This is a genomic window from Cohaesibacter gelatinilyticus (genome assembly GCF_900215605.1).
GTDB lineage: Bacteria > Pseudomonadota > Alphaproteobacteria > Rhizobiales > Cohaesibacteraceae > Cohaesibacter > Cohaesibacter gelatinilyticus.
The window spans coordinates 247,472-266,888 of the sequence record NZ_OBEL01000006.1 but is presented as its reverse complement, the minus strand read 5'-3'; the positions used below and the strand labels follow the sequence as shown (position 1 = coordinate 266,888).

The following is a 19,417-nucleotide window of genomic DNA, read 5'->3' as shown; positions in this document are numbered from 1 at the left end:
CCTCAATTTGTGGCCTTGAAGCCCGGCATCACATAGCTCAGACAGGTGTCCTGATATTTCTGTCCCGGATAGATATCAAGAATGGTGATCAGGATCCCATGAGGGCGGATGGTCTTGCCCAGATTGACCCTTTGCGGCCCTGTTTCATCGCGCAAAGTGCGTACCCAGCTTTCTCCATCGTCGGTGCGGATTTCAATCTGCTTGATACGGGAATTTTGCATGAAGGTTCTGGTGCTACGGTCATAGCCATTGCTGATAATCAAATGATCGAAAGCAGCAGGGTGACCGGTAGGGGCGGAAGGATTAAAGGAAACCTCCAGTTCTACACCGATGCCTTGCCCGGCTTCACCTTCGCACCAGGCTCCGCTTTCCGACCCCAGATTTTCAGGGCCGTATGAGAAATCCTTGCTTTCTGGCAGGACGCTTCGAACGCACCAATGGCCGGTTCGTTTCCCTGCTTTGCTGGCAATATTCAGGGTATGACATTTGAGATCCGATGGTGCTTGAACGGTGGTTCCACCATCTGCGACGCCTGAACAATAGGTGTTTGCGCGTGGACCTTCTCTGATGAGCTTGTCATTTTCGTTGTAGAAATCCTGACTGGATGTGAGAAGTTTTTCCGCAAGATCCAGATTATGGCTTTCGCGCATCCTGATGCTGCCATTCTCCCATTCTTCAAAATGAAAGTTTAGCCAACCACCTTCCAGTTCCACATAACCCAAGGTGAAATTCTTGGTATAGCTACCTTTGCGGTGCTGGTTTAGCAGGATGATGTTCCGTTTGTGGTCATAGCCAAATTCGAAATTCTCGCCAAAGACAGAGCCGTCATCATAGCGGCAGAGATAAAAATCCGTCTCGGCACTGGCAGGCATCGTGAAAGCTGAGATTATTGTGACAAGGAGGATTTGTAAGAGACGATGACGCATGGCTTTCCTGTCTTCCTGAGCACATTGGTGTAATGGCAGGCGGGCGAGGCTGTGAAGCTGAACAAAATCAGCAGCTTGCATCCAGAAAAGCCGTAAAATACTGTGAGCGCAATTGATACAGATGTATCAAAAGCCTAGCCTTGGTCTTCTTGCTTGAAGAGTTTGGCAATTGCTTCAATATCGTGCTGGAAGGGTGAATTTTTACGGCAGATTAGAGAGAGGCGAAAAGTTGTTGCTGGGCCGTCGACCAATCGGGTGGAGAGTGAGTTCTCATAGCGACTGCCCTTGACCATGCTTTCGCCGATGACGGTGTAACCAAGACCTGCTGCGATACAGCCAAGCACACCCTCGACGCTGCTCATGGACATGATCTGTTCATCGGAACGGCCGGTTTTCTGCTGCCAGCTCACCGCTGCCTGCCGATAGGCGCAGCCCTCATCACGTACGAACAGTACAGAGTCATGTTCCTGATCTTTTGGTAACACGACCAGCAGGCTCTCTTCGATCAACGGATAGCAGCACAAATCAACATGAATGGGCTCGGTACCGATGAAGGCGCAATCGAGCGAATTTTTGAGCACACAGGAAATGAGTTCGGCGCTGGTGTGGGTGATGATTTTGGGTATGATCTTGGCATTATGCTGTTTGAGCTTTTTCAGCGTGTCTGGGAGGAAGGTGGCGGCGAAAGTCTCGGTTGTCCCGATGCGCAGCTCAAAGATATCGCCGCTTCGGCGCAACTCGGTGCGGGCGTTGTTTTCAAGCTCTATCATTTGAGCGGCATAGGGATAGAGCAATTGTCCTTGCGGCGTCAGATGTAGCTTTCGACCGCGCAGGGTGAAGAGAGGAACACCAAGCTCTTCCTCCAGTTTCTGGATACGAGCGGAGACATTGGACGGCACCGTGTGAAGCGCTTTGGATGCCCCCTTAATACCGTCTTCATCGACAATGGCTTTGAATGTGCGAAGGCCGATCAGTTCCATCTATTTTCAACGTTTCTCTATTTCAGAAATGTTTCTTCAGAATAATTCGTTTTTACAGTAAGTCAAATTGATCTAATATCTGCGAAGCTACAAAAGCTTTGGGAGGAGCTGGAATGAGCGAGTTAACGAGAGCAAAAGTCTATTTTGCCGGAATATGCAGCATTATCGTCACCGCTGGTGTGGCGCGCTTTTCCTATTCGTCCCTGCTACCTATCATGCAGAGCGAAACCGGCCTGTCGGATGTGATGGGTGGATGGCTGGCGACTTCCAATTATCTTGGATATTTGAGCGGTGTTGTTCTGGCTGCGAGCTTGAGCAATCTGGATCATAAATTCCTTCTCTATCGGCTTTATCTGGCATTGGCGGTGATCACCACCGCTGCAATGGCGCTCACCAGTGATTTGGTTCTTTGGTCCATTCTGCGCTATCTGGCCGGGATATGTGCAACTGCAGGCTTTATTCTCTCCTCTGGTCTGATCCTGAAATGGTTGGTGGCTCATGGCCATCGAGGGGAGTTGGGCATCCATTTTACTGGTGTCGGAGTGAGTATTGTCTCGGTCGCTCTGCTGGTCGAGGCCATGACCTGGCTTCCTGCGACATGGCAGGAGCAATGGCTCACTCTTGCGATCATGGCATTCGTCTTTTCGATCCCTGCCTGGCTATGGATGCCATCGCCTGAGCAGAGCAGCAATGGTCCGCAGCAATCCCTGCAAGCTGATAATCCGCCAAGCCGCAATTTCGTTTTGGTGATGCTCGCAGCCTATTTCTGTGCAGGCTATGGCTTTGTGGTCAGCGCCACTTTCATTGTTGATCTGGTCGAGGGCTTGCCCAATATGGCCGGGCGAGGTCAATGGGTTTTTGTCTTACTGGGATTGGCAGCAACGCCTGCTGTGTTGATCTGGGATTTGGTAGCGCGCAAAATGGGATATCTACGAGCCTTATTGCTGGCTTATCTTCTCAAGATTGTCGGCATCATGCTGCCGGTCTTCAGTCAGGATTTCTATCTGGTCAGCCTCAGCGCCATCCTGTTTGGTGCGACCTTCATTGCCTGTGTCAGTCTGGTTTTGACCATGGCAGGGCATCTTTTCCCATCCAACCCATCCAAGCTGATGGGCAAGATGACAATCGCCTATAGTGTTGCACAAATTCTGGCCCCGGCTCTGACTGGTGTGATCGTTGGCGCGGTGGGTAATTATAATGCCAGTCTCTATATATCCGGGGCCTTCATGCTGGTCGGTACAGCTTTGATCATCGTTCTGATTGCCATGGAAAAGCAGAGGCAGGCGCGGCTGGAAGTTGCTTAGGAATATTGGTAGCTATTTCTGCTTAGGCCGCATCCATCTCATAAATCTTGCTGACACTGGTGTCTGATGTTCGATAAGTTCGAAATCCCATGGCTTCGTAATATGCAAGACCAGTCTCGTTTGTCTGGCCGATGGTGGCATCAATCCTTTTCAAGCCTGCCTGTTTGGCAGCTTCTTGGGATGAGGCGAAGAGATGTTTGCCAATCCCGCATCGGGTAGCATCCAGCCGCACATAGGTTCCTATGATGCCCCAACCATTGGGCACATCATAAGGTTTGTTGTCTGTTGCGATGATGAGGGATTGAAAGCCGAAGACCTTGCCAGTTTCATCCTCGGCAATCGTGCATTTGATGCTATCTGGGTGCTCGATATAATATCGCAGGATATGACCGGCATCGCTTGGGCGATCACTCTTCCAGGACGCCAAAATTGGAGAGAGAATCTCGCTCATCTGATCTGCATCATTGGCCGTTGCTTGTCTTGTCGTGATCATCATCCAGTATGTCTCGCTATCAGCTTTTTTCAGTTACCAATTTACCTGGCTTTTCGTCGTTTGAAAGAGCGATACTTGTCGCAGCGCCAAAGAGGAGAGCCCAGAAGGGGGCACCGATACCGAGGAAGCTGATGCCGGAGACTGTGGTCATGAAGGTGACCAGCGCGGCCTCTCTGTTGTCTGGCTGGGTCAGGGCTGAGCTGAGGCTGTTGCCGATGGTGTTGAGCAGGGCCAATCCTGCAATGGTGATAACCAAAGCCTTTGGCGCAATCAGGAACAGACTGATGATGGTGGCGCCGAGCAGGCCGACAATGCAATAGAAGATGCCAGCCATGATAGCGGCTTTATAGCGTGTCTGCGGATCTTCATCCGCTTCCGGCCCGGCGCAGATCGCGGCAGTGATGGCAGCGAGGTTGAAGGTATAGCCGCCAAAGGGAGCAAAGAGCAGGGTGATGAGACCGGTGACCGTCATGCTGGCTGAAGTCGGCGGCACATAGCCAGCGGATTTCAGCGCCACGACGCCGGGCATATTCTGCGATGTCATGGTGACAATGAAAAGCGGCACGCCGATGCTGATCAGAACCGGCAGCGAGAAGGAGGGCATGATGAATTCTGGTTGGGCAATGGAGAATTCAATCGTCTCCTGGCTGTGGAAGGCACCGCTGGTCCAGCAAAAGAGAATACCTGCCAGCAGAACAGTCGGAATGTTATAGCGTGGGAACCATCTCTTCCCCATCAGATAGGTCAGGCACATCAGCGCGGTCAGGGGCAGATTGTCTTCCATGGAGGAGAAGACACCCAGCCCAAAGCTGAAGAGGATACCGGCCAGCATGGCATTGGCGATTGGCTCCGGGATCAGGTTGGACAATTTGCCAAACCAGCCTGTCAGGCCGGTGAGCGTCAGTAATGCTCCGCATAGAAGAAAAGCTCCGATGGCTTCATCCATGGCCACACCATCAAGGCTGATGACCAGAAGGGCAGCTCCCGGTGTCGACCAAGCTGTCAGAATGGGCATGCGATAGAGAAGTGACAGGATCAGTCCGCTGATCCCCATGCCAAGGCCAAGAGCCAGCATCCAGCTATTGGCTTGTGCCTGGGTCGCGCCTAGCAGATCAATGGCCTGAAAAATGATGGCAACGCTGCTGGTATAGCCCACCAGCACGGCAATGCCTCCGGTGATAACATGCGAAAGTTTCAGACCTGCAATCATTCTGTCCGTGCCTTTTGGGATGGGGGGAGCTAAGCTACTTGAAGAAATCTGTCTGTTCGTTATAACAGACGTTCGCTATAACGAACAAGTGCTTTGGCAATCATGGACCATAAAAAGATCCTCATCAATCTGAAGAGTATTCGTGAGAATGCAGGGCTGAGCCTGTCGCAGACATCCGAGCTGACTGGTGTGAGCAAGGCCATGCTGCATCAGATTGAAAAGGGAGATTCCAGTCCCACCATTGCCACGCTCTGGAAATTGGCCAAGGGTTTTCGCTTGCCGCTCACCGCATTTCTGGAGGATCTTGTTCAGACCGAGACGACCTTCACGCCTGCGCCGTCCGAGACGATCAGCTTTCCAGATGGGCTGACCATTCACACCATCTTTCCATTTGATCCGCGTTTTGGCTCGGAGACATTTTGCCTGGTGCTGGAGCCAGGCCAGACCCATCTCTCCAATGCCCATGTTTGTGGGGTTGTCGAAGATGTTTTCGTGATCAAGGGAGAGATGGAAGTTCTTTTCGATGGAGAATGGACGGCTTATAAAACCGGTGATGGTCTTCGTTTCAATGCTGACCAACCCCATGGCTATCGCAACCTGGCGTCAGAGCCAGTGCAGTTTCACAATGTGATGCATTATTCCAAAATGGCCAAAATCCACTCTTAAGTGAGTGGAAAATAACAAAAATTGGCCCTTAATTGGAATTTTTAGTCCAATTTTCCTAAAATGATTAGGGCTTGGTTAAGTGCTTTTACCTAATTCTGTCCACAATTGGGTGTTTCCGACCCGCAATTTCGGAAACAATGAGCCCTAATATACGTACCAGCACTTGGATGGACCGCGCTCATGTCTATTAAACGCTCCAGCAGTATTCCTGCAAAAATCATGTATGCCATCGGTTCCTGCCTCGCCATCATGATGGTTTTGGCCTCTGTCAGCATCTGGCAGATGAACCGGATTGGCAAGGAACTCACCTCGATTGCAGAAGCTAATATCCCTGTGATGGAAGTGGTCAGCAAGATCACAACGCATCAGTTGGAACAGGCGATTTTGCTGGAACGTTCCTTGCGTGCTTATGGGGTTCAATCCAAACAATCTCAGGCCGAAGTCAACCAGATGCGAGCAAAATTTGAGAAGCTTGCACACAAGGTGACCAAGGAAATCAAGGAAGGTGAGGACGTTGCCAAATCTGCGATTTCCGTTGCCCACACTCCAGAAGAAGAAGCTGAGTATAAGCATGTCTTGAAAGCGCTGATCGAAGTTGAGAAGCATCATAAGGAATATGACAAGAAGGCACTGCATGTGCTGGATCTGGCTGCGGCTGGTGAAATTGCGCAAGCTTCCAGTGATGTCAAAGCCGTTGAAGCGCTGGAGAAGCAGCTTGATCATGAATTGGTTGCGCTGCTTACCGAGATTGAGCGTTTCACTTTGGCCGCTGCAAAAACCGCAGAACAGCATGAAAAAGAAGCTATCACCCAGATGATCTTCCTATCCATTCTGGCTTTCGTTGCTGGCGTGGCAGTGTCCTGGGTCATTGGCCGTAATGGTATTTCGGTTCCGCTTTTGAAAATTGTCAAAGCCATGGGTGATCTGGCCAATGGCAAGACTGATGTCAGCCTGGATGATCGTCCACGTCGCGATGAAATTGGTGCCATGACCCAGGCGTTGAAAGTGTTCCGTGACAATGCCTGTGCCAAGCAGGAACTGGAGCTGAAAGAACAGAAAAAGCAGGTTATGGAGCGCGAGCGTCAGGAACAGCTGGCTAATCATATCGCCAATTTTGAAGCCAATGTGCAGAATGTTCAGGCCACTTTGCAGAGCGAAACCAGTGTGATGTCCCAGACTTCCAAGGGTTTGGTCAATCTGGCTGATGAAGCTTCTGTTTCTGCTGAATCTGCCCACAACGCTTCCGGTGAAGCATCCGGGAACGTACAGACTGTCGCGTCTGCTGCAACCGAGTTGAGTGCCTCCATTCAGGAAATCAGCAATCAGGCGAACCGGGCCATCCAGATCACCGACACAGCATCTGAAGTAGCGCGTGGCACCAATGAAGATGTCACCCGTCTGGCCGATACCGCGGACAAGATCGGTGCTGTGGTCGAGATGATCAAGGCAATTGCTGAACAGACCAATCTGCTGGCACTGAACGCCACCATTGAGGCAGCTCGTGCCGGGGAAGCTGGTAAAGGCTTCGCGGTTGTTGCTGCAGAAGTGAAGGATCTGTCCACTCAGACAGCCAAGGCAACAGATGAAATTGCTACCCAAGTGAATGATATTCAGACCTCGACGCGCTCCACAGTCGACTCCATTCAGGCGATTGGTGAACATATCGAGAGCGTTATGGAAATCACCGGAGCCATTGCTTCCGCGGTTCACGAGCAAACTGCGGCGACCGAGGAGATTTCCTTCTCCATCTCGAAAGCAGCAGGCGGTAGTGATGAAGCCGCAGCCAATGTGACCCGCGTTTCTGATATCATTCGTGAAACCCGTGAGCAGTCCAGCAATGTCGATCAGACCTCGGAGCAGCTGATGAGTGTTGCCAGCGAGCTGAACACTTCGGTCAAGTCCTTCCTTGACGAAGTGCAGAAGAATAGCGATGCGAGCAGAAAAGCAGGCTAAAGCTTTCCAAAGATAAATAGAAAAGCCGCCTCTATGTGGGCGGCTTTTTTGTATCCAGCTTTTCTAGGCTACCAGTCCCATCAAACGGTAGGTGAGATTGGCGGCCGTGAAATCCCAGGCCCATTGATCCTGAAAGGGGGCCAGCTCCACGATATCCATGCCAACGCAGCGGCGGCCTTTCAGGGCATGACGGATCAGGTTCAGGCTTTGGTAATAGGCAAGACCACCCGGTACAGGCGTGCCGGTTGCGGGCATGATGGATGGATCTAACCCGTCAACATCGAAGGTGATATAGACATCTTCGGGGAAATCGTCCGGCAGATCAAAGCTCTGGATGTTGCCAGTGACCAGCTCTTCACCGTCGACAAAATGGATGTGCGGCTGATTGAGGCGGCTTTCCTGCTCTTCGATGCATAGGGCACGAATGCCAAACTGCATCAATGGCATGCCTTCCTCGACAGCCAGCAAATGCATGACCGAGGCATGGGAATGTTTGTTGCCCTGATAGGCGACACGCAGATCGGCATGGGCATCGATCTGAATGATGCCGATCTTCTTCTTCAGAGCATCAGCGACGCCCATCACTGCGCCATAGGTCAGGCTATGCTCTCCACCCAATGTCACTGGGATCTTGCCTTTTTCGACCACGGCGCGGGTGCGTGCGCGCAGCTCAGTCATCACATCCTCAATCGCCTGATTGCAATTGATGGAGGCTGTGGTGGTGATGCCTTTTTCCAGCGGGAAGCCCTTGCCATCGAACCGCTCCAGTTCCTGGCTTGCTTCAAGCAAGGCAGATGGGCCAGCGCCGGTGCCAGAGCCGTAAGAGACGGTCTTTTCCAACGGGCAGGGAATGACATGGAAGAGAGCTGTTTCCGGATTGCTTTCCTCAGTTGTCAGTTCAGAGCCAAGAAAGGCAGGATAGGTCAGATTGGTCATTTTTATGTCTTTCTCGGGTAATCAGGACAGGCGGTCGCGGAAGGTTTCATAGCCAAAGCTCCTGATCACTTCCAGCTCATCTGTCTCGCTGTCCCATAGCGCGATGGAAGGCAATTGCACGCCATTGAAGGTGTTTGTCTTGACCATGGAATAGTGAGCTTGATCAAGAAAGGCGATGCGGTCGCCAATCTTTGGCTCGCTTGCAAAGCCATAATCACCAATGACATCGCCGGCCAAGCAACTAGGGCCGCCAAGTCGGAATTGTTTGGCACTAGAATCCTCACCCAGAAGGGCCGGGCGGTAAGGCGCTTCGATTACATCTGGCATATGACAGGTGGCGGAGAGATCCAGAATGGCCAGATTGGTGTTGCCATTTCGGGTCAGATCCAGGATCTCGCCAATCAGGATACCAGCATCAAGAGCCACGGCTTCTCCAGGCTCCAGATAGATTTCGATATCATATTTGATCTTGATGGCCTTCAGGAATTCCACCAACTCATCGCGCTGATAGTCATCGCGAGTGATATGATGGCCGCCGCCAAAATTGAGCCATTTCATATTTTTCAGCCATGGGCCCACACGGTCTTCAATGGCTTGCCAGGTGCGCTGTAAAGGCTCGAAATCCTGCTCGCAGAGGGTATGGATATGGATGCCATCGAAAGGAGCCACGTCTTCATTTGTGAGCTGGCAGATTGGAGTGCCAAGGCGAGATCCATTGGCGCACGGGTCGTATTTTTCGATATGGCCTTCGGAATGCTGCGGGTTGATGCGCAGTCCAAAGTCCGGGGCGTGCCCCGCTTGTTTGGCGGCTGTAATTTCATCGCCAAAGAGCGCCATCTGATGCGGGCTATTGAAAATCAGATGATCGGAAAGCTCCAGCAATTGCGGCATTTCGCTTTTCTTGAAAGCGGCGGAGTATGTAGCCAGCTCGCCTTTATAATGCTCGCGGGCCAGCATGCTTTCCCAAAGACCAGATGAGCAGGTACCATCCAGATGATCGCTAACCAGATCACCGAGTGACCAACAGGAAAAAGCCTTCAGGGCTGAGAGAACTTTGACATCCGCCCGTTTGCCGATATCAGCGAGGATTTGCAGATTGTTGCGGATGGCAGCTTTATCGACCACAAAGCAGGGGGAAGGAACGCGGTTGAGGTCAAACTGTGCAAAGGCACCGGCATCGCCTGCCTGTGTTTCCATGATGGGGGTATCGCTCATGCCTGTTCCTGCTTCTGTTTGTGGTCTTCAAAGCATAAGGGCCCGGAAAATCCGAGCCCTTGGATATTGTTGGATTAGAAATCCAGAGGCTTGTCCAATTCAGCCACCTGCCATGGCAGGCCATGCTTGTTCAGCATGTCCATGAATGGATCCGGATCCATCTGTTCCATGTTGAAGACGCCTTTGCCGGACCATTTACCGGTCAGCATCAGGGCAGCACCGATCATGGCAGGAACGCCGGTGGTGTAGGAAACGGCCTGAGAGCCAACTTCTGCAAAGCACTCCTCGTGATCGCAGATGTTATAGACATAGACGGTTTTCTCTTCGCCGTCCTTCTCACCGGTCATGATGTTGCCGATGCAGGTTTTGCCTTTGGTGGTTTTGCCGAGATCACCCGGATTTGGCAGAACTGCTTTCAAAAACTGCAGCGGGATGATTTCCTTGCCTTCATACATCACTGGATCAATACGGGTCATGCCAACATTCTGCAGCACTTCCAAATGCTTGATGTAAGCATCGCCGAAAGTCATCCAGAAACGGGCGCGCTTGATTTCCGGCAGATGTTTGGAGAGGCTTTCCAGCTCCTCGTGATACATCTGATACATGTTGCGCTCGCCAACCACAGGGAAGTCATAGGCTTGTTTGTTTGACATGGCCGGGGTGGTGACCCAGTCGCCATTTTCCCAATGACGAACTTCTGCGGTGACTTCACGGATATTGATTTCCGGGTTGAAGTTGGTCGCAAAATGCTGGCCATGGTCGCCGCCATTGCAATCGAGAATGTCGAGGGTATCGATGCGGTCGAGCAGGTGCTTCTTGGCATGAGCAGTGAAGACGTTGGTCACCCCTGGATCGAAGCCGGAGCCGAGAAGCGCCATCAGGCCTGCTTCTTCAAAACGCTGCTGGTACGCCCACTGCCAGTGATATTCGAACTTGGCCTCATCGCGTGGCTCGTAGTTGGCGGTATCCAGATAATGGGTGCCGGTCGCCAGACAGGCATCCATGATGGTCAGATCCTGATAAGGCAAGGCAACATTGACCACGAGGGTTGCGCCAGTTTCGCGGATCAGGGCAGCAGTTGCCTCGCTGTTGTCAGCATCCACTTCGGCGGTTTTGATCTCAACGCCGATGCGCTTTTTGACTTCAGCAGCGATCTCATCGCATTTGAACTTGCGGCGGGACGCCAAGGTCACTTCACCGAAAATGTCGGCCAGTTGGGCCATTTTGTGAATGACGACGGAGCCAACGCCGCCTGCACCGATAACAAGAACCTTGTTCATGGATATCTGTCCTTCTTATGGGGAGGAAAGTGCTTCCTCAGTCGTTTAACTTAGACTAAGTCCCAGTGAATGGGATTCACAGCGACATAGTCTAGTTCATTTTAGGGGTGCGAATCTTTGGCGTTGGATTGTGGATACAATCCAATGAGACGCGCACTAATGCTCGAAATAAGTGTAGCCGTTCAAGCTTTCTTTGAAAGCAGTCATGATGGTTTTGCGTTCACCCGCAGTCAGCCGTTTCTTGGAAACGGCTTCTTCCACCATTTTCTTGAAAGAATTGGAAAGCGCAAGGGGATCATATTCCACATAGCGCAAGACCTCGGCGATGGTATCGCCTTCGACCTCATGGATGAGGTTCACATCACCATCCGGCTGGATCTCGATGGTGGCCACATTGGTATCGCCAAAGAGATTATGCAGATCGCCCAGAGTTTCCTGATAGGCGCCGACAAAGAAGACGGCAAGATGGTAATGTTCACCCTCGGACAGCTCATGCACTGGCAGGGAATTGGAGATGCCATCGGCCAGTACGAACTGGTCGACCTTGCCGTCACTATCGCAGGTGATGTCAGAGAGGATCGCGCGGCGGGTTGGCTCTTCATTCAGGCGTTGGATCGGGATGATTGGGTGCAACTGGTCTATGGCCCAGACATCCGGCAAGCTCTGGAAGAGAGAGAAATTGGCGTGATAGATATCGGCGGAGCTTTCAAGCGCGCTTTTCACGTCGTCAGAGACCCATTCATCACCTTGTGCTACTTTGCGCATTCTGCTGACCAGATGCAGATAAAGCTTTTCTGCTTTCACCAGATCGCGCAGGCCAATCTCGCCACGGCCAAAGTTGCGGCGCACTTCATCGCGATAGAAGGTTACATCGTTCAGGCATTCCTGTAGACGAGTAGGGGTCAGATAGCTCTCAACATCGCGCATATCACGTAGCGAGCGCAGATCATCATTACCGATTTCTATGGTTTCCCGATCTTCATAATGGGTGACATCGAGAATGTTGAAGAGCAGCATCGAGGAATAGGCAACTGTCGCACGGCCACTTTCCGTGACGATGATTGGATGATCTTCACCTGCATCATCCATAGTGTTCTTCACCGCTTCGACGATATTGTTGCAATATTCGGTCGTGGTGTAGTTGATGGAGTTTTCGGTCGATTTATGCTCGCCGGTATAATCAATGCCAAGGCCACCGCCGAGATCGATATATTTCAGTGGAGCGCCTTCCTTGCGAAGCTCGACAAAGAAGCGGCAAGCTTCTGCTGTAGAGCGCCGCACATCCAGAATATCAGGCACCTGACTGCCCAGATGGAAATGCTGCAACAGCAGGCAATCGAGAAACTCTTCTTCCTTCAGGCGCTCAATCACGTGCAGCACATCAGGAGCGGAGAGACCGAAGGCAGACCGGTCGCCAGAAGACAGTGCCCAGTTGCCGGTGATGCGATTGTTCAGCTTGATGCGGATACCAAGAGCTGGCCGGATGCCAATGCGTTTGGATTCCTTGAGAACAAGTTCCAGCTCGGAGACACTTTCCAGCACCAGCACGGTATTGAAACCAAGCTTGCGGGACAGCAGTGCCAGCGAGATGAATTCGCTATCCTTGATGCCGTTGCAGATGAGCAGGCTCTCAGTCGCCAGACGCTGGCCCAGAGCGATGATCAGTTCTGGCTTGGAGCCGACTTCGAGGCCGAAATTGTGAGGGGCACCATATTCGACGATTTTTTCGATCACATGGGCTTGCTGATTGACTTTGACAGGAAAGACACCGCGATAGCTGTTCTTGTAATTCAGCTCCTTGATAGCGGTCTGAAAGCCATTGTTGATCTTGTCGATCTGGCTTTGCAGATTGTTGGCGATGCGCAACAGAATGGGCGAGGCAATGCCGCGCTCTTCCAGTGAATGCAGGATTGATGTCAGGTCCGTTGTGGTGGTGGTTTCACCATGCTGCGTGATCAGGCCAATATTGCCATTCTCCAGCACCTCAAACAGGCCTTTGCCCCAACGTTCGATTCCATAAATCGCTTCAGGTCCAGAATTGCTCAACCGCGTCATCCTTCAATGTCAGGCCTACAAGGGCCTAGGGGCTGGATTGGGCAAGAGCGTAAGATTTTGCGTCTTGTGAATGCAGCCCAGTTGTTTCGTCGAGAAACCTCATTCTTCTGTCAGCTCCGTCTATGGAGCGGTGTGAGGGGCTTATGGCGGAAAGTGATCGACAAGTCCAAGGAAAATTTGGCTCAATTGTGCTTTCTGACAGTTTGTTGGCCTTGTTCTTGGATTGGAACCGAAAAGAGATGAGGTTTCAGCGTCTTGTGATCACAATTTGGGGGTAAATTGTGAGTCCTCAAGCTTATCACATTGTGGGCCTTTTCAATTGGATCCAGATTGCTCTAGATTATCGCAAATGCTTTTGAGCTTTCGAATGAAGGAAGCCTCACAATATAAGATTGAAGGTCTGGGAGTGAAATTATGGGCTATTTAAAAACAATGCCTTCCAAGGACGGCTTTTTCGGTGAGTTTGGTGGGGCCTTCATTCCGCCGCAACTGGAGCCGCATTTCAAGGAAATTGCCGAAGCCTATGAGCGTCTGGCCGTAGATAGCTCCTATATTGCCGAACTGCGCTACATCCGGAAGCATTTCCAGGGTCGCCCTACACCGGTTCAGCATGCAAAGAACCTTTCTAACGCTATGGGTGGCGCACAGATTTATCTGAAGCGTGAAGATCTCAATCATACCGGTGCGCATAAGCTGAACCATTGTATGGGCGAAGCCCTGCTTGCCAAATTCATGGGCAAGAAGAAGCTGATTGCTGAGACCGGTGCTGGTCAGCATGGTGTGGCTTTGGCGACCGCTGCTTCCTATTTCGGTATGGAATGTGAAATCCATATGGGTGAAGTGGATATCGCCAAGGAGCATCCGAATGTGGTGCGCATGAAACTGTTGGGCGCAAAGGTTGTGCCGGTTTCCTTTGGTGCCAAGACCCTGAAGGAAGCTGTCGATTCCGCCTTCATGTCTTATCTGGAGCAGACCGAAGATGCCATCTATGCCATCGGCTCTGTGGTTGGCCCGCATCCTTTCCCGAAAATGGTTCGTGATTTCCAGTCCGTGATGGGCTTTGAAGCCAAGGATCAGTTCCTTGAAATGACTGGCAACAATCCTGACCATGTCGTGGCATGTGTCGGTGGCGGCTCCAATGCCATGGGCCTGTTCTCCGGCTTCATTGATGATGATCAGGTTCAGCTACATGGTGTCGAGCCGCATGGTACTGGCACAGAGCTGGGCAAGCATGCTGCAACCATCACCTATGGTGAGCCGGGCCAAATTCATGGTTTCAAATGCATCATGCTGAAGGATGAAAATGGTGAACCTGCACCGGTTCACTCCATTGCATCTGGCCTTGATTATCCCGGCGTTGGTCCAGAGCATTCCTATCTGCACACCATCGGCAAGGTTCAGTATGGTTCTGCCAGTGATGAAGAGACCTTGAAAGCATTCTATGCACTGTCTCGTCATGAAGGCATCATTCCAGCTCTGGAAAGCTCCCATGCTATTGCTTATGCCATGAAAATGGCAATCTCCCATCCAGGTGAAAGCATTCTGGTCAATCTGTCCGGTCGTGGTGACAAGGACATTGATTATGTGACCGAGAAATTCGGCTTTGGTGATGACTTCAAACTTTAAGTCTTGCAATTCAAACAAAAGGTCTCTCTTTGAGAAAAGGGAGGCCTTTTGTTTTGTGTGGCTGGTCGGTCTGTACTATTTATTTTCAATTTATTGATGACTGCATATGGGGATTGGCAGGTCAAGAATGTGCAATGATCGAAAGCTTTCGCATAAGTAACGTTCCGAGGCGACCATCCATCACTGCAAAACCAAGCGCGATGATGGCAAAGCCGATCCAAATCTCCGGTGCCATGGTTTCGCCGAGAAAGCAAACCCCAAGAGCAATGGCAAAGAGCGGTGTGAGCAAGGCCACCAGCAGCACATTGCCAGCTCCGGCCCGTGTAAGAATGATGAAATAGAGCACATAGGCCAGCGCGGTAGAGAGAGCAGAAATCCCCAGCAAGGCTCCCCAAACCGGGATGGATAATACCAGACGCGGTGCACCATCAACCATCAGGACAATCGGGATCAGTAGAAACGTCGTGCAGATCAGCATACCAAAAGCACAAGCCAGCGGCGGATGGCCAGACATGGTTCGTTTCGCCCAGACCCCGGCCAATGCATATCCCAGCGAGCCTCCAAGAATGGCAAGTTGCGCCAGATTGCCAAGACTGAAATCACCCAGCATATCTGGTCCCATGATGAAAACCACACCTGCCGTACCAAGCATCACGCCGACAAATTTTCGAAAAGTAAAAGGCTCATCCGCCAGGAAAAGCCCAGCCACAACCACGGCAAACATGGAGGTAGTACTGTTCAGAATGGAAGCAAGGCCACTTTCGATTTGTGTCTGCCCCCAAAGGATCAGCGCAAAGGGAATGGCATTGTTCAACGCTCCCATCACGACGCTTGCGCCCCAAAACAGCAGGGATCGCGGAAAGGCAATCCCTTTCAGTTTCATGACCAGAGCAACGATGGGCGCAGCCCAGATGACACGATGCAGGGTCACGGTCAACGGTGGTACTTCCTGAAGTGCAATATCACCGAAAAAGAAAGATCCACCCCAAAGGGCAGATAGCACAAGCAACAAAAGCGCTGATTTTGAATCCAGCACCGGCAGCGTTTTTGCCGTCATGTTACGCTCCCTTGCTTTAAGATCTGCAATTTCACATCAAAAAGTTTGTGGTTGGGGGGATTTGAGCGATGCCGTCATCTCAATCAGCACAGGGGCATTGCGTGGCAGGCTTTTGACCCCGATGACCGAGCGCGCATGGCGGCCGCGATCCGACAAGGCCTCGATCAGAAAATTCGACGCCCCGTCAGCGATTGATGAAATGTCGCTGAAACTGTCATCATGGGCGACATAGCAGGTGATGCGTAGAACGCGCTGAAGATTGTGCAAACCGCCCGCGCAGACATGGAACCAGGACAGAGCCTGCTGGGCGCAAATTCGCGCGCTTTGCACTGCCTCGTCAGGACTGACTTCCCCGCCTACCTTGCCGACATGAGCCAGAGCCCCATTTTGCTTTGGCACTTGACCGGCAAGAAAAACGGTTAGCCCTTCAATTGCAACCAGATCATAGGGATATTTGGTTCCCTCTGGCTGCGGTAAGGTGGCAATCAGCTTATCGAGCGCGCCCTCTACCTCGGCACAATTCATCTGATCGGAATATCTAGCTTCGGTCATAACTTGCATCTTTTTTATCGAAGAAATTCAGGCCATATCGCTGCATCAGCCAAACCAACAGCAGAGCGAGAATTGCAAGGCCATTGAAGGCCAGATCAGCAGTGATCAGCAAGCTTGCGGCTACCAGCAGGAAGGTCCGACCGATCCAGCCAAGCCCACGTCCGGCCAGCCAACCTGTCAGCGCAATGGACAGACACACAATGGCAATGGCAGAGCGCAGCAGAACCTGTGCCAGATCGGCCCAATTGCCCTGACCTAAAAGTTCGGGATTGGCGACAAACAAAAACGGAATGACATAGGCAGGAATGCCGAGTGCAAAGGCCCGCCAGCCAACCGATGTGGAACTGGTGTCCGCAATCGGTGCTGCTGCAAAAGCGGCCACAGCAACCGGAGGTGTGATTTGTCCCAATACTGCATAATAGAAGACGAATAGGTGGGCTGCCAAAGGATTGGCCCCAAGGTCCACCAATGCGGGCGCAACCAGAGTGGCCTGAATGATATAAGCTGGGGTTGTCGGCATGCCCATACCAAAGATGAAAGCGGCAATCATGGCAAGGAACAACGCCATATAAAGATTGCCATCGGCAAAGGCCAGCACCAGACTGGAAAAGCGAAAACCAAGGCCCGAAATCTGTACGATGCCGACAATGATGCCAGCTGACGCGCAGGCAATGGCAACGGTCACTGCTGACTTGGCTCCAAATTCCAGCCCATGGGCCAGCGTCTTGCCCGACACACGGGTGGATGCCCGCAGGAAGGGAGTGATCAGGGTCGCAACTACTCCATAAAAGGCGCAAAGGCTTGGTGTATAGCCCATGATCAGGAACGTCATGATCACCACAAGCGGCAGAAGGAAGGTCCAGCCAGCCTTGAACTCACGCCAGGTCGCGCCCTTCTCGCTGCGTTCCAGCGGTTGCAAGCCATGTTTCAAAGCTTCCCAATGCACCGCCACAAACAGGGAGGCAAAGAATAGAAAGGCGGGCAAGGCTGCAGCTGTGATCACTTCCTGATAGGTGATGCCCAAAATCGCGGCCATCAGAAAGGCCGCAGCTCCCATGATGGGTGGTGTGATTTGCCCTCCGGTCGAAGCCACAGCCTCCACCGCCCCGGCAAAGGCCTTCGGATAGCCCAGCTTTTTCATCATCGGAATGGTTATGGCACCGGTGGTTGCCACATTGGCAACCGAACTGCCGGACATAGTGCCCATCAAGGCGCTGGCAACAACGGCCATCTTGGCCGGCCCACCTCGTGTGGCACCGGTCGCGGACTTGGTGACATTGACGAAAAAGTCCCCGCCGCCAATCACCTGAAGCAATGCCCCAAAGACCACAAACAGGAAAATGAAATCGGTGGAGACGCCAAGTGCCACTCCAAAAATGCCCTCGAAACTGAAATAGATCTGATCGACAAACTGATTGATGCTCACGCCCTTATGAGCCAGCGGACGCAGAAAATCGACATGACGCAAATAGGGCCCGGCAAAACCATACGCAATGAAGATAACGCATAGCGCCGTGATGGACATGCCAAGGGCGCGACGCGTCATTTCCAGCACCACAAGCACCGTGCCTAACGCGACAAGTAACTCCGCCGGCGTCGCGACCTGTGTCCATGGTGGACGCACGACAATTGAGCTATGATTGACAATCAGATATCCGACACACAGAACCGATAGCAGGATCAGGCCCCAATCAAGCATGGAGCGGAACACGCCACCCGCCGATCTATAAATCAGAAATCCGATCACAAGCGATAAAAGCAGATGCGTTCCGCGTACCACCAAATCGGGGAACAGAAAAAACGGGGATGCCACCAACAGATGAAACATCGCCATGGAGACTGCCAAAACCGAAACGGTTTTATCGAGAGTGAAGGGCATGAGTGGCCGCTCCTGAAATGCTTGGTCGCCGGATGAAAATTCAAGATGCAACCCTGTTTGGCGATCTATCTCGACCTTATCTGGAGGGAAGTTAGATAAGGCATTAACTCAGATCGTCAAACAGGGAAAGAGCTCTCACTTCTAGGGAAAAGCGAGAGCCAGGCTGCTACTTCAGAGCTGGCTTATCCATCGGGATGCCTTTTTCCTTGTAGAATTTGGCAGCACCGGGATGAAGAGGCACCAGCATGCCGCGACCAGCAGTCTCTGCTTCGATATATTGCAGTAGGGCATGGGTTTTTTGGAAGCGATCAAGATTGTTCCAGATGCTGGATGTAACCTTGTAAGCGGTGTCATCAGACATCTTGTCAGAGGCAAACAGGAAGGTCTTGGTGCCAACCGAGGTCACCGGCTTTGACTGACCCTGATAGAGACCCACCGGCAGGGTGACTTTTTCGAAGCCGCTGCCATATTTGGAAAGATATTCATCGACCATTGCATCATCCAGATCCAGTACACGGATCTTGCGGGCAGTTTCTGTTGCCAGAACGGTGGAATGCGGATAGAGAGCCACCCACATCACGGCGTCGAGCTGACCGTTGCGCAAGCCGTTTTGGGATTCCTTCCAGCTCAGATGATGAAGCTTGCCACCATTGGCTTCCAGATCTTCGATGGTCATGCCATGTACTTTCAGCAGATTGTTAAAGGCATTCCAGGATGTCTGACCCGGCTGGCCGGCACTGATCTGTTTGCCCACCAGATCTTTGATGGACTTGATGTCTGAGCTTGCATCCACCCAGATCTGGATAGCACTTGGGAAAAAGGTCATCAAACCCCGTAAATTTTTGATCGGTTTGTCAGGTGTAGCCGGGTCACGGCCCGCAAAGGCATCTGAGGCATTGCTGGCGGATGTGATACCCAGATCCGCTTCGCCCGAAGAGACACGCAAGATATTGGGGCCGGATCCACCGGGCTGCACACCTACAACGCTGTTCGGGAATGCTTCGCCCATCAGATTGCCAAGCCCGGTGGCGACAACATTGAACGTGCCGCCACTCGGGCCACCACCGATATTCAGGAATTCCGGGTCATCTGCCATCGCTGACGTGCTGATGGTAGCTGCTGCCAATATACCCGTTGCGGTACGCAGGAAACTGCGCATGAATGTCTGTGTCATATGAAACCTCCCATGGTTTGATGGAGTCCATAAGGCCATATGTGCCAGATCAGGCAACAAGATTTATGAGTATTTTTAATAAAAAATAGGATTCTATAAACAAACTGTATA

General features: G+C 51.9%; 16 protein-coding genes. 4 read left to right on the top strand and 12 right to left on the bottom strand.

Going from position 1 to position 19,417, the window contains the following annotated elements:
• Window positions 1-2: 2 nt before the first annotated feature.
• Window positions 3-926 carry an NADase-type glycan-binding domain-containing protein gene (locus CRO57_RS20795; protein ID WP_141401299.1) on the bottom strand — a complete coding sequence of 308 codons (924 nt, stop codon included), beginning with the start codon at window positions 924-926 and terminating at the stop codon, window positions 3-5.
• A 134-nt stretch (window positions 927-1,060) separates the two neighbouring features.
• Window positions 1,061-1,906 (bottom strand): LysR family transcriptional regulator, encoded by an 846-nt coding sequence (locus CRO57_RS20790; RefSeq protein WP_097155423.1) that lies wholly within the window; start codon window positions 1,904-1,906, stop codon window positions 1,061-1,063.
• Between the two features lie 113 nt (window positions 1,907-2,019).
• Here CRO57_RS20790 and CRO57_RS20785 point away from each other — a divergent pair, with 113 nt between their 5' ends.
• The gene (locus tag CRO57_RS20785; RefSeq protein ID WP_097155422.1) at window positions 2,020-3,210 is read left to right on the top strand and encodes a YbfB/YjiJ family MFS transporter; all 1,191 of its coding nucleotides are present in this window, start codon (window positions 2,020-2,022) and stop codon (window positions 3,208-3,210) included.
• Between the two features lie 22 nt (window positions 3,211-3,232).
• Here CRO57_RS20785 and CRO57_RS20780 read toward each other — a convergent pair whose 3' ends face one another.
• The gene (locus CRO57_RS20780) at window positions 3,233-3,706 is read right to left on the bottom strand and encodes a GNAT family N-acetyltransferase (protein WP_170956193.1); all 474 of its coding nucleotides are present in this window, start codon (window positions 3,704-3,706) and stop codon (window positions 3,233-3,235) included.
• Window positions 3,707-3,722: 16 nt separating this feature from the next.
• Window positions 3,723-4,913 (bottom strand): benzoate/H(+) symporter BenE family transporter, encoded by a 1,191-nt coding sequence (locus tag CRO57_RS20775; RefSeq protein ID WP_097155421.1) that lies wholly within the window; start codon window positions 4,911-4,913, stop codon window positions 3,723-3,725.
• Between the two features lie 102 nt (window positions 4,914-5,015).
• Here CRO57_RS20775 and CRO57_RS20770 point away from each other — a divergent pair, with 102 nt between their 5' ends.
• Window positions 5,016-5,579: a helix-turn-helix domain-containing protein gene (locus tag CRO57_RS20770; protein WP_097155420.1), complete on the top strand. Its 564-nt coding sequence runs from the start codon at window positions 5,016-5,018 to the stop codon at window positions 5,577-5,579.
• A 180-nt stretch (window positions 5,580-5,759) separates the two neighbouring features.
• Window positions 5,760-7,532 (top strand): methyl-accepting chemotaxis protein, encoded by a 1,773-nt coding sequence (locus tag CRO57_RS20765; RefSeq protein WP_097155419.1) that lies wholly within the window; start codon window positions 5,760-5,762, stop codon window positions 7,530-7,532.
• Window positions 7,533-7,595: 63 nt separating this feature from the next.
• On the opposite strand, the gene speB is transcribed toward CRO57_RS20765, so the two are convergent.
• From speB to speA, 4 genes are all read right to left on the bottom strand, one after another.
• Window positions 7,596-8,468, bottom strand: a complete 873-nt coding sequence (gene speB / locus CRO57_RS20760) for an agmatinase (RefSeq protein ID WP_097155418.1) — start codon at window positions 8,466-8,468, stop codon at window positions 7,596-7,598.
• Window positions 8,469-8,489: 21 nt separating this feature from the next.
• Window positions 8,490-9,683: a carboxynorspermidine decarboxylase gene (locus CRO57_RS20755; protein ID WP_210200955.1), complete on the bottom strand. Its 1,194-nt coding sequence runs from the start codon at window positions 9,681-9,683 to the stop codon at window positions 8,490-8,492.
• Window positions 9,684-9,757: 74 nt separating this feature from the next.
• Entirely contained in the window at window positions 9,758-10,963 is a 1,206-nt protein-coding gene (locus CRO57_RS20750) for a saccharopine dehydrogenase family protein (protein WP_097155417.1), read from the bottom strand.
• A 156-nt stretch (window positions 10,964-11,119) separates the two neighbouring features.
• A complete protein-coding gene (gene speA / locus CRO57_RS20745; protein WP_210200954.1) occupies window positions 11,120-13,009 on the bottom strand; it encodes a biosynthetic arginine decarboxylase in 1,890 nt (629 codons plus the stop codon).
• Between the two features lie 423 nt (window positions 13,010-13,432).
• Here speA and trpB point away from each other — a divergent pair, with 423 nt between their 5' ends.
• On the top strand, window positions 13,433-14,644 hold the full coding sequence (gene trpB, locus CRO57_RS20740; RefSeq protein WP_170956192.1) for a tryptophan synthase subunit beta: 1,212 nt from the start codon (window positions 13,433-13,435) through the stop codon (window positions 14,642-14,644).
• A gap of 121 nt (window positions 14,645-14,765) precedes the next feature.
• Here trpB and CRO57_RS20735 read toward each other — a convergent pair whose 3' ends face one another.
• From CRO57_RS20735 to CRO57_RS20720, 4 genes are all read right to left on the bottom strand, one after another.
• Window positions 14,766-15,701, bottom strand: coding sequence for a DMT family transporter (locus tag CRO57_RS20735; RefSeq protein ID WP_097155414.1), 936 nt, complete (start codon window positions 15,699-15,701; stop codon window positions 14,766-14,768).
• 36 nt (window positions 15,702-15,737) lie between these two features.
• On the bottom strand, window positions 15,738-16,253 hold the full coding sequence (locus tag CRO57_RS20730; protein ID WP_170956191.1) for a RidA family protein: 516 nt from the start codon (window positions 16,251-16,253) through the stop codon (window positions 15,738-15,740).
• The gene (locus CRO57_RS20725) at window positions 16,240-18,132 is read right to left on the bottom strand and encodes a TRAP transporter permease (RefSeq protein WP_097155412.1); all 1,893 of its coding nucleotides are present in this window, start codon (window positions 18,130-18,132) and stop codon (window positions 16,240-16,242) included. The genes CRO57_RS20730 and CRO57_RS20725 overlap by 14 nt, the downstream gene beginning before the upstream one ends.
• Window positions 18,133-18,298: 166 nt before the next feature.
• A complete protein-coding gene (locus tag CRO57_RS20720; protein WP_170956190.1) occupies window positions 18,299-19,306 on the bottom strand; it encodes a TAXI family TRAP transporter solute-binding subunit in 1,008 nt (335 codons plus the stop codon).
• Window positions 19,307-19,417: the final 111 nt, after the last annotated feature.

Excerpts from the sequence above, each read along its gene's own strand:
- CRO57_RS20795 (WP_141401299.1), bottom strand. The coding sequence starts at position 926 with ATGCGTCATCGTCTCTTACAAATCCTCCTTGTCACAATAATCTCAGCT.
- CRO57_RS20790 (WP_097155423.1), bottom strand. The coding sequence starts at position 1,906 with ATGGAACTGATCGGCCTTCGCACATTCAAAGCCATTGTCGATGAAGAC.
- CRO57_RS20785 (WP_097155422.1), top strand. The coding sequence starts at position 2,020 with ATGAGCGAGTTAACGAGAGCAAAAGTCTATTTTGCCGGAATATGCAGC.
- CRO57_RS20780 (WP_170956193.1), bottom strand. The coding sequence starts at position 3,706 with ATGATGATCACGACAAGACAAGCAACGGCCAATGATGCAGATCAGATG.
- CRO57_RS20775 (WP_097155421.1), bottom strand. The coding sequence starts at position 4,913 with ATGATTGCAGGTCTGAAACTTTCGCATGTTATCACCGGAGGCATTGCC.
- CRO57_RS20770 (WP_097155420.1), top strand. The coding sequence starts at position 5,016 with ATGGACCATAAAAAGATCCTCATCAATCTGAAGAGTATTCGTGAGAAT.
- CRO57_RS20765 (WP_097155419.1), top strand. The coding sequence starts at position 5,760 with ATGTCTATTAAACGCTCCAGCAGTATTCCTGCAAAAATCATGTATGCC.
- speB (WP_097155418.1), bottom strand. The coding sequence starts at position 8,468 with ATGACCAATCTGACCTATCCTGCCTTTCTTGGCTCTGAACTGACAACT.
- CRO57_RS20755 (WP_210200955.1), bottom strand. The coding sequence starts at position 9,683 with ATGAGCGATACCCCCATCATGGAAACACAGGCAGGCGATGCCGGTGCC.
- CRO57_RS20750 (WP_097155417.1), bottom strand. The coding sequence starts at position 10,963 with ATGAACAAGGTTCTTGTTATCGGTGCAGGCGGCGTTGGCTCCGTCGTC.
- trpB (WP_170956192.1), top strand. The coding sequence starts at position 13,433 with ATGGGCTATTTAAAAACAATGCCTTCCAAGGACGGCTTTTTCGGTGAG.
- CRO57_RS20735 (WP_097155414.1), bottom strand. The coding sequence starts at position 15,701 with ATGACGGCAAAAACGCTGCCGGTGCTGGATTCAAAATCAGCGCTTTTG.
- CRO57_RS20730 (WP_170956191.1), bottom strand. The coding sequence starts at position 16,253 with ATGACCGAAGCTAGATATTCCGATCAGATGAATTGTGCCGAGGTAGAG.
- CRO57_RS20725 (WP_097155412.1), bottom strand. The coding sequence starts at position 18,132 with ATGCCCTTCACTCTCGATAAAACCGTTTCGGTTTTGGCAGTCTCCATG.
- CRO57_RS20720 (WP_170956190.1), bottom strand. The coding sequence starts at position 19,306 with ATGACACAGACATTCATGCGCAGTTTCCTGCGTACCGCAACGGGTATA.